We start from the raw sequence: 14,185 nt of genomic DNA on the forward strand, positions 1-14,185 counted from the left end.
CCATGGAGGTAATCTATGGTTTACTGATATATTTTGTAAATTTAGTAAACCTCTAATATTCAAGTTGCTATGAGAATACTACTTTGTACTGGACTGTGTTTCTTTTTTACGATAATTACCTTTGCCCAAAAACAAATAAACGGCCGTATTATGGACGGAGTTTCTTATTTGCCGGATGTATCGGTAACCAATCTTACTTCGGGTCTTGGGACTACCTCCGATGCAGAGGGCAGATATCAAATTAAGGCCAATCCCAAAGAGGAACTTAGGTTTACCTATTTGGGTATGGATACGGTTTCTATACTTGTTGAGGATGTAACACGCATTTTAAATGTTACCATGAACGCAAATGTGGAAGAGTTGGAAGAGGTAACTGTTGCAGCTAAAAAAAGAAAAACCTATCAAGAGAAAATCCTGGATTACCACAAGAACAAGAACTTGATAAAAACATATTTCGGATTTCTGGACAAAGAGACTGCTAATTTCTCACTTCGAATTGCAGATGAGGACGATTTTAAAAATGCGCCTACGATCAATTCTGTTATTTGGGGAAAATTTGCCGGGGTACGGGCCGTATGTGACCCAATGAGTGATGAACTAGTGGTTAGTATGAGGGCAATTCAAAGTATCAACAATGAGGCAACGGCTGTGTTCGATGTTGATGGACAAATCATGACCAAGGTTTATTGTAGTTGGCTTTGGGGCAATGTAAAAAGAATGGCTTTTATCCCCTCTGTTTCGGCGCTTTCCAAATATGGCACAATAGGCGTAGGTGGAGTGGTGGTGATCAATACCATTTCGGGAACAGATCTGCCTAGGGAGAACAATGGAGAAATTTATGATCAAGCAAGATTGCGCAACAATATATATCGGGACAACGCCTTGGACGGCAAGGTGGTGTTCAATAATGCTCCTCAATATTTAAAAGACTTAAATAGTGCATCGGACAAAGGGGAGGCCATAGCTATTTATAAGAAAGCAGCAGTAAAATATAGTGCATCTTACCACTTTGTATTGGAGAGTTATCGTTATTTCCACGATATATGGAAAGATATCGGATTTGCCGATAATATATTGGAGGAGCATGCAAGGTTGTTCAACAACAACCCAGTGGCATTAAAGTCGTTGGCCTACGTTCTGGAATCCCAGCAACGTTATAAAAAAGCCCATGAAACTTATAAAAAGGTCTATATTCTTCGGCCGGACTACGCCCAAAGTTTTATAGATATGGCGAAAAGTTATCGAAACTTGGGCGAAGCTAAATCGGCCACAACCCTTTTTGCAAGACATGCATATTTACAGAAAGAAGGATTGTTGCCCAAGGATACGCTGGATTTGTCCAGAATTATGAAAAGAGAGCTGTACAATATTTTTACTTTGGACAATGGTTCCATGCAGATTGAAAACCGAAAAAAGTATAAGTACAACGAGGAATTTTCATCTAGATTGGTATTTGAATGGAACGACTCCGAAGCTGAATTCGATCTACAGTTTGTAAATCCCAACAATCAATACTTTAATTGGAAGCATACCCTTACAGAGATGCCAGAACGAATTCGTTCGGAAAAGGAACTGGGCTATTCGATGGCCGATTTTTTATTAGACGATGAATTTCCGGGAACATGGAAAATAAATGCCACCTACCATGGCAACAAACAACTCACGCCCACTTATCTCAAAGTAACCATGTATCAGAACTATGGCAGCAAATTGCAAACCAAAGAAGTTAAAGTGTTTCGTTTGGGCGTAAAGGGAGTTAATCGGCAATTGTTTACCTTTCCGGTTACTTCAAATATTGTTCAAAGTAAATAAATTAGACCTGTAATACTCCCATATTAAACTTTTTTTCAATGGGTGAGTGGTTGGCGGCATCGATCCCCATGGAAATCCATTTTCGCGTATCCATTGGGTCTATAATGCCATCCGTCCATAGTCGTGCAGCAGCATAATAGGGTGATATTTGATTATCGTATCGCTGTTTTATTTCATCGAATAGTTCTTTTTCCTTTTCGGTATCGAGCGGTTTTCCGCTTTTTTCCAAGCTGGCTTTTTCAATTTGCAAAAGCACTTTGGCCGCAGAATTCCCGCTCATCACCGCGAGTTCGGCACTTGGCCAAGCTACAATAAATCTGGGGTCATAGGCTTTTCCGCACATGGCATAGTTCCCAGCGCCGTAGCTGTTTCCGATCACGATCGTAAATTTGGGAACTACCGAATTGCTCACGGCGTTCACCATTTTGGCACCGTCTTTTATAATTCCGCCATGTTCACTTTTACTACCTACCATAAATCCGGTAACGTCCTGTAAAAACACGAGGGGAATTTTCTTTTGATTGCAGTTGGCAATAAAACGGGTGGCCTTATCGGCAGAATCGGAGTAGATTACACCTCCAAATTGCATTTCACCTTTTTTGGTCTTTACCACTTTGCGCTGATTGGCAACTATGCCCACGGACCAACCGTCGATTCGGGCATAACCTGTTAAAATAGTTTGGCCATAGCCCTCTTTGTATTGTTCAAATTCGGAATCGTCCACCAATCGTTTGATGATTTCCAACATATCATACTGATCGCTTCGTGAAGCAGGCAAGATTCCAAAAATGTCATCAGGATTTTCAGCTGGGGGCTTGGCTTCGGACCGGTTGAACCCTGCCTTGTCGAAATCACCGATTTTATCTACAATGTTCTTAATTTTGTCCAATGCATCTTTATCATCCTTGGCCTTATAATCGGTTACTCCACTAATTTCGGAATGGGTGGTAGCGCCCCCAAGTGTTTCGTTGTCGATACTTTCCCCAATAGCGGCCTTCACCAGATAACTGCCCGCCAAAAATATACTTCCGGTTTTGTCCACGATTAGTGCTTCATCGCTCATAATTGGCAAGTAAGCACCTCCGGCAACACAACTTCCCATCACAGCGGCTATTTGGGTAATGCCCATACTGCTCATTACGGCATTGTTCCTAAAAATTCTTCCAAAATGTTCTTTATCTGGAAAAATTTCATCTTGCATGGGCAAATACACCCCTGCGCTGTCCACTAAATAAATAATGGGCAATTTGTTTTCGATGGAGATTTCCTGGGCACGTAGGTTCTTTTTCCCCGTGATCGGGAACCAGGCGCCAGCCTTAACCGTCGCATCGTTCGCCACAACAACACATTGTTTGCCTTGTACATAACCCACTTTTACCACCACACCGCCAGATGGGCATCCACCATGCTCCTTGTACATATCTTCACCGGCAAAAGTGCCTATTTCAATCGACCCCTTATCCTCATCCAACAAATAATCGATACGTTCCCTTGCGGTCATTTTACCTTTGGCATGGTGTTTTTCAATACGGTTTTTGCCGCCACCAAGTTTAACTTTTGCCAATCTCCGCTTTAGTTCGGAAAGCTTTAACTTGTTATGGTCTTCGTTCTTATTGAAGTTTATGTCCATTCTTATCGATAATTCAATTTGTTGGTTAAAGATACGGAGTTATAATTATTACTTTTGATGAATATGGAGAACAAAATTAGATGGGGTATTTTAGGGCCCGGAAAAATTGCCAAAAAATTTGTGTCGGACCTTTTATTGGTAGATGATGCCGAGGTTACTGCGGTCGCATCGCGCTCAATGGAACGCGCCCAAGAATTTGCCGATGAGTATGGAACTAAACATGTTTTTGGAAGTTATGATGCCTTGTTCCGATCTGGAACAGTGGATGTGGTGTACATCGCTACGCCGCACAATTTTCATAAAGACTTGTCGGTTCGTGCGTTGAACCATCAAATCGGTGTGCTTTGTGAAAAACCAATGGGCGTTAATAGGACGGAGGTGATGGAACAGGTAAGTGCATCCAAAAAGAACAATACGTTTTTAATGGAGGCTATGTGGTCTCGGTTTAACCCAGCTATCCAACAAGTAAAACAATTGGTAGATCAAGGGGAAATAGGGGATTTAAAGTTTATAAATGCTGACTTTGCTTTTTATGCATTGAACAGGGACAAGGACTCCAGATTGCTAAATCCTAATTTAGCTTCGGGTACTTTATTGGATATAGGGATCTATCCTATTTTTTTATCCTATTTATTGTTGGGTATGCCCAGTCAAATTATGGCAAGTTCAAAGTTTCACGAAAATGGAACAGAGCTACAAACTAGTATGATTTTTGATTATCCAAATGCCCAAGCCATGCTTTACAGCGGATTTACCAGCAGATCTAGATTGGAAGCGGAAATATCGGGAACAACGGGCCAATTTCTATTAAAATCAAGATGGCACGAGGCCGATGGCTATTCTTTAATACGGGAAGATGATGTTGAGGAGGTTAGTTTGCCCATGACGGGAATCGGTTATTACCATGAGATATTGGAAGTACATAAATGTCTAAGAAAGAACAAGATTGAAAGTAACCTCTGGTCACATCAGAACAGTTTGGATTTGTCCGAATTGCTGGACACGGTCAGGGAAAAAAGTGGAATAACGTTCCCTTTTGAAACTTAATCCACAATAATCACTTTGCATTAACCCTATTTTTACGATATTTGAAATCCTTCAGAAAAATATATAATGGGAATGAATAAGAACACGGTGCTGGCCTATGCCACATGGATTATGATATTTGTAGGTTTGGGAATGATCGCACTTGGAGCTTTTAAATATGATGAAGTGGCAGGATGGGGCTTTGCTGCTGTCGGAATTGGATTTTTAGCTGTTGCCTGGGTGTTCAACGCCTTAAAGGGCAGGGTATAGCCTCTTTTCATAAACAATTTAATTTTAAGTAGATGTCAGACGATAAAAAAGTCATTTTTTCCATGTCTGGGGTTACCAAGACCTATAAAACGGCCAACACCCCTGTACTCAAGAATATTTACCTAAGCTTTTTCTATGGTGCCAAAATTGGGATTTTGGGCCTTAATGGATCAGGTAAATCAACTTTATTGAAAATTATTGCCGGTGTAGATAAAAACTATCAAGGCGATGTGGTATTTTCTCCGGGCTATTCCGTTGGCTACTTGGAACAAGAGCCGCAGCTCGATGAAAATAAGACTGTGCTCGAAGTGGTAAAGGAAGGCGTTGCCGAAACCGTGGCCATTTTGGACGAGTACAATAAAATCAACGATATGTTCGGTTTGCCCGAGGTTTACGAGGATGCCGACAAGATGCAAAAGTTAATGGACAAGCAGGCTGCACTCCAGGATCAAATAGATGCTGCCAATGCTTGGGAACTGGACACGAAATTGGAGATTGCAATGGATGCACTCCGTACCCCGGATTCTGATAAGAAAATAGGAGTATTATCCGGTGGGGAACGAAGACGAGTGGCTTTGTGCCGTTTATTGCTCAAAGAACCGGACGTTTTGTTGTTGGATGAGCCTACCAACCACTTGGATGCCGAATCCGTACATTGGTTGGAGCATCATTTGGCGCAATATAAAGGAACGGTAATCGCTGTTACGCACGATCGTTACTTTTTGGACAACGTTGCCGGATGGATCTTGGAACTCGACCGTGGAGAGGGAATTCCATGGAAAGGCAATTACTCTAGCTGGCTAGATCAAAAAGCCAAGCGATTGGAGCAAGAAAGCAAGCAGGCATCCAAACGCCAAAAAACTTTGGAGCGAGAGTTGGACTGGGTCCGCCAGGGCGCTAAAGGAAGGCAGGCCAAACAAAAAGCACGTTTAAAAAATTACGATAAGCTCCTAAGCCAAGATCAAAAGCAGATGGAGGAGAAGTTGGAAATCTATATACCCAACGGGCCACGTTTGGGAACCAATGTGATAGAAGCCAAAGATGTAAGCAAAGCTTTTGGAGATAAACTATTGTACGAGAACCTAAACTTTAACCTGCCCCAAGCAGGTATTGTTGGTATAATTGGTCCCAACGGTGCCGGTAAGACGACCATTTTTAAAATGATCATGGGAGAGGAGACCCCGGACAAAGGGGAGTTTATTGTTGGTGAAACGGCAAAGCTGGCCTATGTAGATCAGTCCCACTCCAACATTGACCCGGAAAAAACCATCTGGGAAAACTTTAGTGATAGTCAGGAATTGATTATGATGGGAGGGAAACAGGTCAACTCACGAGCTTACCTTAGCCGATTCAACTTTTCTGGTAGTGAGCAGAACAAAAAAGTAAACATGCTTTCTGGTGGTGAACGTAACCGTTTGCATTTGGCAATGACATTAAAGGAAGAGGGCAACGTGTTACTTTTGGATGAGCCGACGAACGATTTGGACGTGAACACACTCCGTGCTTTGGAAGAAGGCTTGGAGAATTTTGCGGGCTGTGCAGTTATCATATCCCACGATAGATGGTTCTTGGATAGAATCTGTACACATATCCTTGCTTTTGAAGGAGATTCTCAAGTATATTTCTTTGAAGGGTCTTTCTCCGATTACGAAGAAAACAAAAAGAAACGCCTGGGTACGGATATTATGCCCAAGCGTATTAAATACAAAAAACTGATTCGTTAAAGTTAAAGGGAAGGAGTGATTAATCTTATTTAAGATTTTTGATTCCTTCCTCTAAAAGTTTTTTAGCCTTTTCCAAATATGCCCTTTGGTGGGCGGCCAAACTGTTCGGGTCCTGCACTTCGTCCGGGGACGAGCTTATGGATTTGGATAGTTCTATGAGTTGATCTATGGCCTGTTCGGCAGATTGGAGCTTATCGTCTGCATGTTTATTAAAGACCTTGATCATTTCCATTTCCATGGCTGCCACGGATTGAGACCCATCGGGGCCTTTCTCGACAGATTCATCGGTTGTTATGGTATCATCATCATTGGTAACAACTGGCGAAGAAACACCTAGTGTACATTGGTCCAAAATAGTGATCAATTCGTTGATTTCTCCCAAAGCTTTTTTGGTAAAAAATCTTCCAGCTTCCCAGTCCGCAGGTTCTATGGCTTTGTCCAAGGTTTCCATAGCATCCACGGTCTTGCCCTTAGCCTTGTCGCAAGAACAATCAGCCATAAAAGCTTCACCTTTTTCAAGAGCGGTCAAAGCTCTTTCGGCATAGTACATCTGATGCTCAAAGTTGGTAGCGTCCATGGCCTTTTTTCCATGGCTCAGTGCATAGGTTACTTTGGAATAGAAATTATCACATTGAAAAGAGTAGGTAGCTTGTATGGCACAAAATACTGCCAAAACTACTAAAACATGGGATTTGGGAGCCATATTCGAGTCTTGTTATTGGTTAATAGTTTGATGTACTAACGCTAAAAACAGCTTTATATTTTACAATACTAATATGCTTCGTTCGGATACCAATCCAATTGGACAACTTCGATACGGGGATTGCCTTGGTTTACCAAGTTTTTAAACTTTTCAACATCACTAACATCCGGTCTGCCCCTATAATGATATGGATATACCTGATTCGGTTTAAATTCCAACACTGCATTCGCAGCACTTTCCACGGTCATGGTATAGGGGAGATTCATACAAACAAAGGCTTTGTCTATATTGTTTAGTGCGCGCATTTCGGGAATATCCTCGGTATCCCCTGAAAAGTAAATACGTTCATCTCCAAAGGTGAACAAATATCCGTTCCCTCTACCTTTTATATGGAAATCCTTCGCTTCTTCCCGTAAATTGTACATGGGAATGGCTTCTACGGAAAAGTTGGCCAATTCTTTGACTTCCCCGTTGACCATGGTATCTGTTTTTAATGCTAATTCTTGGTCCATTTGTGATTTAACTGACTCTGGGGCAATGATCTGTACACCTTCAAGATTTAACTCGTTTAGCGTGTTCGCATTAAAATGGTCACCATGAATATCTGTAATAAAAATTATATCGGGAGATTGCCGACCTTTAAAAGCATCCTTACCACCAACGGGATCTATATAAATAGTTGTATTGTTCCACTCAATAATGGCGGTAGCATGTTCAATAGGTATTATTTTGGCCGGGGAGTAGGTTTCAGCTTTAATTGTGGTTTCTATTTCTGTGGTTTCTTCTTGTTTTTCTGCTTTTCCCTTGCAAGCAATAAGAATCAATAACAAGATTGTTGTTGTAAGCGCAATATTTTTTTTCATGATGCAATCTTTTAAATCCTTTTAAAATTAAGGGATAATCCGAAGAATCAGAATAATTTATCAAGAATATTTACATCTAAATAATCCAAAGTTACATCCACTGCGTATATAAACCGAACGCGATTGATTAAAAACCTTAAACGAAGAATCAATTAAAACAAAAAGTTATGACTGAAACAAAAAATAACAATAACGGATTAAAAGTAATTGCTGGTTTGTTGGGTGTAGTTCTTTTGGGAACTATTATTTACACCGTAAGTCTTTATCAAGATAAAAAACAAACCACAGAAGCTCTTACCCAGGAGAAAGAATTGGTTGTAGAAGATTTGAACAACTTGAAATCTGAGTACGACAAAGCTATTTTGGAAAGCAACGCCACTAACGAGGAGTTGGTTGCAGCAAGAGACAATATCGCAAAATATATTGATTCCGTAAGTAGCATGAAAGCCGATATCGCCACACTTTCTCGTTACAGAAGACAAGTAAGTGTTCTTAAGAAAGAAAGAGAGCAATTGTTGAAGCAAGTGGATTCCTTGACACAATCCAATAGCTTGTTGGCCATGCAAAGAGATAGCACTTTTGCAGAGTTGGAGCAACAAACTGTTTTTAATGATTCATTGATTATCCAGAACACGCAATTGGCCGATGCTGTTGAAAAAGGTTCTGCACTTAACCTTAACACTATTAGTGTTGACGCTATTAAAGAAAGAAACAGCGGAAAATTGGTATCTACTTCTAGAGCTAGAGCTACAGATAAATTCAAAGTTTGCTTTACCATTGCGGACAACGTAATTGCTGAAGCTGGCGACAGAGAATTTTATATCGAAGTTCTTGGTCCACAGGGCAATGTGTTGGGCGAAGGTCTAACAAAAACTACCGAAGAAGGAAGTTCTCTTACTTACAGCAAAGGAACCAATTTCTATTATGAGAACGATGCGTTGGATGTATGTGATTACATAAACAAGCCAAGTGGTGATTTCCAAAAAGGAAACTACATGGTAAATGTGTACGACAATAAATTGAAATTGTTGGGTACTTCCAGCTTCGAGTTGAAATAAGCACACACACTATCACCATTATAAATAAAAATGCCCGTCCTGTTTTGGACGGGCATTTTTTATATGCTAAAAAATCGAATGGTCTATTTTAAACTTCCGACCATATCTTCCGGTTTTACCCACTCATCGTACTCTTCCGGGCTAACATAGCCAAGGTTTATGGCCTCTTCTCTTAAAGTTGTACCATTCTTATGTGCCGTGTTGGCTATTTCAGCAGCCTTGTAATAACCAATTTTAGTATTCAAAGCCGTAACCAACATTAAAGAATTGTTCAACAGGGTTTTGATCACCTCATGGTTAGGTTCAATTCCAACAGCACAGTTTACATCAAAACTAACACAAGCGTCACCGATCAATTGTGCCGATTGTAAAATGTTGGCCGCCATTACAGGTTTAAAAACGTTAAGTTCGTAATGTCCTTGTGTGCCACCTACGCTAATAGCAACATCGTTGCCCATTACTTGGGCACAGACCATGGTAAGTGCCTCGCACTGGGTTGGGTTTACCTTTCCTGGCATAATGGAACTACCTGGTTCGTTGGCCGGAATTATAATTTCTCCAATTCCAGAACGAGGACCAGAGGCCATCATACGTATATCGTTGGCAATCTTGTTCAAAGAGACTGCCAATTGTTTTAGAGCGCCATGACTTTCCACAATGGCATCGTGTGCCGCCAAGGCTTCAAATTTATTTTCTGCAGTTATAAAAGGTTTACCTGTGAATTCGGCAATATATTTTGCCACGACGACATCGTATCCTTTTGGTGTATTTAGGCCTGTTCCCACTGCGGTTCCGCCAAGTGCAAGCTCGCTTAAGTGGGCCAATGTATTTTTTAATGCTTTTAAGCCATGGTTCAGTTGGGAAACATAACCCGAAAACTCTTGCCCCAAGGTTAGGGGAGTGGCGTCCATTAAGTGGGTTCTACCAATCTTTACCACATCTTTAAATTCTTCGGACTTTTTTTGTAAAGTATCACGCAGTTGCTCAACTCCCGGAATGGTAACATCCACAATTTTTTTGTAAGCTGCAATGTGCATGCCAGTTGGGAAAGTATCGTTGGAAGATTGGCTTTTGTTTACATCGTCGTTGGGTTGTATGGTTTTTTCCCCTTCGCCGATTTTTTTACCCGCAATTTCGTGTGCACGGTTGGCGATAACTTCGTTTACGTTCATGTTGCTCTGTGTTCCAGAGCCTGTTTGCCAAATTACCAGGGGAAATTGGTCATCATGCTTTCCTTCAAGTATTTCATCGCATACTTGCGCGATTAAATCTCTCTTTTCTTGGCTCAACACTCCTAGTTCGTGGTTGGCGTAGGCTGCAGCTTTTTTTAAGTAGGCAAAACCATAGACCACATCCAAGGGCATGGATGCAGGCGCACCAATTTTAAAGTTGTTTCGGGAACGTTCGGTTTGGGCGCCCCAATATTTATCGGCGGGTACTTTTACCTCGCCCATGGTGTCTTTTTCAATCCTGAAACTCATAGTTAAAAATTTTGTCCTACAAAGGTAGGATATAGGGGATTTATATGGTAGTTGATTGGAATAATTACACTTTTTTCTCGTACGATTTGTTTTTTTTCATCAGAAGAAAGTATCTTTGTTAAAACAAAAGGAGTAAAGATGTTCGAATTTGACCAATATTTAGGTTTTTTAGCTTTTCTAACGATTTTGACAATAGGTTTTTGGTTAATGATATTCTTATTGACCTTTGTTGTTCCTTACTGGTTGATCGGTAACCTTAGGGAAATGGCCAAAGAAAGAAAAGAGGCTAAAAGAGCCCAACTAGAAGAATAATATAAACAAAGAGAAGCCGTATCGGCTTCTTTTTTGTTTTACCCATATTTAATAATTAGCCTTTACTACATTGTAAGGGCTAATTTTTTGGTCCATATCAACCTGTGGCAAATTCAGTGAAACTAAAAAAGCAACCTTATTGGTTGCTTTTTTTTTAATTAGGTATAGGGGAACTACGTTGGTTTAACCCTGGAATTGGCCTTCCTCATCATCACCGCCATCATTTTGTCTGTCCCGACCGCGCTGGCGTTCCTTTGGTTGATTAAAACGATAGATAAAAGATAAGTTTACTTGTCGTTTTCTCCATTGGAACTCACTATCTGAGGTGAAAGTAGGCGTTTCGGTAAAAGATTGTCTTTTTCTTGAATTAAAAACGTCGCTCACATTTAAAGATACTGTTGCATTGTCCTTTAAAATATCTTTGCTCAATGCTAAGTTCAAAGAGAACATAGCTTTGCTGTCTGTTTGTGCATTTTGTCTTGGACCCATGTAAAACGAGTTGGCCTGAAGATCGATTTTGGCAGGTAAAGTGAATTTAGAACTGAACCTGGCAAACCAGCTGGAATTGTCCGTTCCATACTCAACACCATTGAACTGTCCTTCCGAACTAAAAGTAAAGAAGTTTACACTACCGTTCAGGCGCCACCATTTAAATGGGCTATATATAACGCCAGCTTCCGCACCAATACGCTCGTTCGTGGATAGATTAATGGGAACCGAACGAATGATCTGTATACCATCGGAGGTTAGCTGCCCCGTTTCTTCTTGGATTCGTTCAAACGAATTTGTTTCTCTTTGGTAGTAAACGGAGGAAGTGAGGGTCAATTTTTTCCATCTTTTTAAGTAACCAAGATCAAATGCGTTTGCGAATGCCGGATCTAGATCTGGATTACCTTGAAAGACGTTGGTTCTACTGGATCTTGATGGAAATGGATTAATGAACCATCCCCTTGGTCTGTTTATCCTTCGGTTGTACCCCAAGGAAATATTTTCCGTTTTGGATAGTTCGTAGATTAAATTCACGGTTGGGAAAAGCCCCAAATAGTTTTTATCAAAATTTAAATCAACATCTTCCCCCACAATTTCCTGTAAACCATCAATGTCCACACTGGAATCTACATTGCCCCTTAGTTCCGTGTTTTCCAATCGCAGTCCTAAAAGCACAGATAACTTTCCATATTTGTTGCCATATTGGGTGTATAGCGCATTTACGTTTTCGTGGTAGGTGAAAACATTGGTAAGATCCTCGTTCATTTCAAACTGACCGGTGCCTTGGTTTAAGGTATCCAATTGATAATCGCTGACCTGTTTTTCGAAAGTACCTCGGTACCCAGCTTCGAATTGTGCATCGCCCATGGGCAAAACATAATCTATCTGAGCCAAAATATCGTCTTGGGTCTCTATTTCATATATATTTTCACTTGCCAATAAATCCGTGTTAGGTACTGTATTCGATTCCAATATCTGGGTCAAAACATCCTCATCATCATAAGAATATTGAAAATCGGCAGTTAATTCATGCCCATCATCATTGAACTTATTGGTATAATTGAAAGAGAATTGATAACTGTTGTCGTTCTCCTTTTGATCTTCACTTCTAAAGGTTCTGCTCTCAAGCGTACCATCGTTAAAACGTTGGTTGTCATTCTCGGTCAAATCGTTTTCATCCGACCATCTGTAAAAGAAGCTACCGGTAATGGATGATTTTTCGGTAAGAAAGTACTCCATTCCGATGTTAACGCTAATACCATCATCATTCCTGCTAATGTCCCTATCCTCCAATATCCTGTCAAAATCACTGGCATCGGTTAGGTATCTGTTATCAAAAAGTCCACCACCCGGTGACTCACGGTGAAAATATCCGATTGTGTTGAAAATGTTGAACTTTTCTGTTCTGATATTAAAGTTGGATGTAACCCTGGCATTGAAAGGATCACCAATGGTTGTATTGATGGAACCGTTGATCCCAAGGGTCTTTTCCTTTTTTAGTACAATGTTTAAAATACCTGCCGTACCTTCTGCGTCATATCGGGCCGAAGGACTGGTAATTACTTCCACCTTTTCAATGGCATCGGCAGGTAATTGTTGTAAAATATCGGTAGATCCAAATCCTGCCAATGCAGATGGTTTTCCGTTGATCAGAATTCGGACATTATCATTGCCACGTAGGCTAATGGCTCCTTCTACATCTACAGAAACCGATGGAATGTTGCCCAAGGCATCGCTAACGTTACCTCCACTCGTGGTAATGTCTTTTCCTATGTTATAGACTTTTTTGTCCAACCGTACTTCTACAGTGGTTTTTTCGCCGACCACTTCTACTTCCGCAAGTTGTGCCACATCAGGGGATAATGATATGGAACCCAAATTAATGGACGAGTTATAGGTTTGTCCTTTTAAAGAATAGGATTTATAGGAGATGTATTCCACGCTTATGTTGTAGGTGCCCGGGGTGGCTTCGACTTCAAAATTACCCGAGAGGTCCGTTATTCCACCGGTAACTTGCTCCGGATTATCCGCATTTTGCAATACGAAGGTGGCATATTCCAGGGGTTGTCCGGAATCGGAATCAATAACTTTACCGGTTATTGTGATAGGCTTTTGGTTTTGTTGTGCTGCGCCTTGAAAGATAGACAGGGTCAATAGCAACAACGGGATAAGTATCCTTTGCATAGTTTGATTTTTACGCTGCAAATGTGAAAGAAAAAACAAGGGATGCGAAATATTAATCCCCGAACAACGTAAATGATCCTGCGAATGACCTTAACAAATTGTTAATTCTTGCCTTTCTTATTCTTTTTCTTCTTCTTTTTCTTTTTTGGCTTGAATCTGTTTTCTTGAAGTTCCATAAAGGCGTCGTATTTATCCTCGGGAAGTCCGGCCTTTAATTCAGCCTCTTGGCGTATACGGATTTTTTCAACCTCTTCTTTCATTTTAAGGGGTTCCAGTTCCAAAATCTGAAGTTCTATTCGTTGCTGCACGGACTGGATCAAAGCTGTACGTACTACGGCTTGCTCAAATGGATCTAGATTAATGGCCTCCGATATGGATGGCATTTGCTCATCTACAATTTCTTCGGCGGTTAGTGGTGTTTCCTCTTTTTGCGGGGTTGTTGGACCGGCTTGGGGTACAGAGCTCATTCTTCTGCCAAAACGGTTGCCATATGGGGAGCCATATCCATATTGTGCGCTGATATCGTTTATGGCGAACATGCCGACCAACAAGGTCGCAATAAATAGTGAATGGGTACTTTTCATGGGGTAAAGATAGTATTTTAGGTTTTCTTTGTTTCGATCTACCCTGTTA

Annotated in this window: 12 protein-coding genes; 6 read left to right on the plus strand and 6 right to left on the minus strand. The window is 40.8% G+C overall.

The genetic code is table 11. The annotated features are described in order from the left end of the window. The first annotated feature begins 69 nt into the window (after nt 1-69). Complete coding sequence (locus tag MJO53_RS14665; RefSeq protein WP_252079650.1) at nt 70-1,812, plus strand: carboxypeptidase-like regulatory domain-containing protein; 1,743 nt, start codon at nt 70-72, stop codon at nt 1,810-1,812. Nucleotide 1,813: 1 nt separating this feature from the next. On the opposite strand, the gene MJO53_RS14670 is transcribed toward MJO53_RS14665, so the two are convergent. After that, the gene (locus MJO53_RS14670; protein WP_252079651.1) at nt 1,814-3,442 is read right to left on the minus strand and encodes an acyl-CoA carboxylase subunit beta; all 1,629 of its coding nucleotides are present in this window, start codon (nt 3,440-3,442) and stop codon (nt 1,814-1,816) included. 63 nt (nt 3,443-3,505) lie between these two features. Between MJO53_RS14670 and MJO53_RS14675 the strand changes: the two genes are divergently transcribed. From MJO53_RS14675 to ettA, 3 genes are all read left to right on the plus strand, one after another. Then, nucleotides 3,506-4,489 (plus strand): Gfo/Idh/MocA family protein, encoded by a 984-nt coding sequence (locus tag MJO53_RS14675; protein ID WP_252079652.1) that lies wholly within the window; start codon nt 3,506-3,508, stop codon nt 4,487-4,489. 66 nt (nt 4,490-4,555) lie between these two features. Continuing rightward, nucleotides 4,556-4,738, plus strand: a complete 183-nt coding sequence (locus tag MJO53_RS14680; RefSeq protein WP_224837295.1) for a CAL67264 family membrane protein — start codon at nt 4,556-4,558, stop codon at nt 4,736-4,738. A 32-nt stretch (nt 4,739-4,770) separates the two neighbouring features. Next, nucleotides 4,771-6,462: an energy-dependent translational throttle protein EttA gene (gene ettA / locus MJO53_RS14685; protein WP_224837296.1), complete on the plus strand. Its 1,692-nt coding sequence runs from the start codon at nt 4,771-4,773 to the stop codon at nt 6,460-6,462. Nucleotides 6,463-6,487: 25 nt separating this feature from the next. Here the strand turns inward: ettA and MJO53_RS14690 are convergent, their stop codons facing one another. Together MJO53_RS14690 and MJO53_RS14695 are read right to left on the minus strand one after the other, a co-directional pair. Next, nucleotides 6,488-7,165, minus strand: coding sequence for a hypothetical protein (locus tag MJO53_RS14690; RefSeq protein ID WP_224837297.1), 678 nt, complete (start codon nt 7,163-7,165; stop codon nt 6,488-6,490). A 68-nt stretch (nt 7,166-7,233) separates the two neighbouring features. Beyond that, nucleotides 7,234-8,028, minus strand: a complete 795-nt coding sequence (locus tag MJO53_RS14695) for an MBL fold metallo-hydrolase (RefSeq protein ID WP_252079653.1) — start codon at nt 8,026-8,028, stop codon at nt 7,234-7,236. A 167-nt stretch (nt 8,029-8,195) separates the two neighbouring features. On the opposite strand from MJO53_RS14695, the gene MJO53_RS14700 reads away from it, so the two are divergent. Beyond that, nucleotides 8,196-9,086 carry a hypothetical protein gene (locus tag MJO53_RS14700; RefSeq protein ID WP_224837299.1) on the plus strand — a complete coding sequence of 297 codons (891 nt, stop codon included), beginning with the start codon at nt 8,196-8,198 and terminating at the stop codon, nt 9,084-9,086. 83 nt (nt 9,087-9,169) lie between these two features. Here MJO53_RS14700 and fumC read toward each other — a convergent pair whose 3' ends face one another. Continuing rightward, nucleotides 9,170-10,567: a class II fumarate hydratase gene (gene fumC, locus MJO53_RS14705; RefSeq protein ID WP_252079654.1), complete on the minus strand. Its 1,398-nt coding sequence runs from the start codon at nt 10,565-10,567 to the stop codon at nt 9,170-9,172. A gap of 138 nt (nt 10,568-10,705) precedes the next feature. Between fumC and MJO53_RS14710 the strand changes: the two genes are divergently transcribed. Next, the gene (locus tag MJO53_RS14710) at nt 10,706-10,879 is read left to right on the plus strand and encodes a hypothetical protein (RefSeq protein ID WP_224837301.1); all 174 of its coding nucleotides are present in this window, start codon (nt 10,706-10,708) and stop codon (nt 10,877-10,879) included. A gap of 183 nt (nt 10,880-11,062) precedes the next feature. On the opposite strand, the gene MJO53_RS14715 is transcribed toward MJO53_RS14710, so the two are convergent. Both MJO53_RS14715 and MJO53_RS14720 read right to left on the minus strand, forming a co-directional pair. Further along, nucleotides 11,063-13,552, minus strand: coding sequence for a TonB-dependent receptor domain-containing protein (locus tag MJO53_RS14715; protein WP_224837302.1), 2,490 nt, complete (start codon nt 13,550-13,552; stop codon nt 11,063-11,065). Nucleotides 13,553-13,653: 101 nt separating this feature from the next. Next, nucleotides 13,654-14,136, minus strand: a complete 483-nt coding sequence (locus MJO53_RS14720; RefSeq protein ID WP_252079655.1) for a hypothetical protein — start codon at nt 14,134-14,136, stop codon at nt 13,654-13,656. Nucleotides 14,137-14,185 lie beyond the last annotated feature (49 nt).

Source organism: Flagellimonas marinaquae, from assembly GCF_023716465.1.
GTDB lineage: Bacteria > Bacteroidota > Bacteroidia > Flavobacteriales > Flavobacteriaceae > Flagellimonas > Flagellimonas alginolytica.

Bases quoted from the DNA above. Each gene is read 5' to 3' on its own strand.
- MJO53_RS14715 (WP_224837302.1), bottom strand. From the start codon at position 13,552: ATGCAAAGGATACTTATCCCGTTGTTGCTATTGACCCTGTCTATCTTT.
- MJO53_RS14675 (WP_252079652.1), top strand. From the start codon at position 3,506: ATGGAGAACAAAATTAGATGGGGTATTTTAGGGCCCGGAAAAATTGCC.
- MJO53_RS14700 (WP_224837299.1), top strand. From the start codon at position 8,196: ATGACTGAAACAAAAAATAACAATAACGGATTAAAAGTAATTGCTGGT.
- MJO53_RS14680 (WP_224837295.1), top strand. From the start codon at position 4,556: ATGGGAATGAATAAGAACACGGTGCTGGCCTATGCCACATGGATTATG.
- MJO53_RS14665 (WP_252079650.1), top strand. From the start codon at position 70: ATGAGAATACTACTTTGTACTGGACTGTGTTTCTTTTTTACGATAATT.
- MJO53_RS14690 (WP_224837297.1), bottom strand. From the start codon at position 7,165: ATGGCTCCCAAATCCCATGTTTTAGTAGTTTTGGCAGTATTTTGTGCC.
- ettA (WP_224837296.1), top strand. From the start codon at position 4,771: ATGTCAGACGATAAAAAAGTCATTTTTTCCATGTCTGGGGTTACCAAG.
- MJO53_RS14670 (WP_252079651.1), bottom strand. From the start codon at position 3,442: ATGGACATAAACTTCAATAAGAACGAAGACCATAACAAGTTAAAGCTT.
- MJO53_RS14695 (WP_252079653.1), bottom strand. From the start codon at position 8,028: ATGAAAAAAAATATTGCGCTTACAACAACAATCTTGTTATTGATTCTT.
- MJO53_RS14720 (WP_252079655.1), bottom strand. From the start codon at position 14,136: ATGAAAAGTACCCATTCACTATTTATTGCGACCTTGTTGGTCGGCATG.
- MJO53_RS14710 (WP_224837301.1), top strand. From the start codon at position 10,706: ATGTTCGAATTTGACCAATATTTAGGTTTTTTAGCTTTTCTAACGATT.
- fumC (WP_252079654.1), bottom strand. From the start codon at position 10,567: ATGAGTTTCAGGATTGAAAAAGACACCATGGGCGAGGTAAAAGTACCC.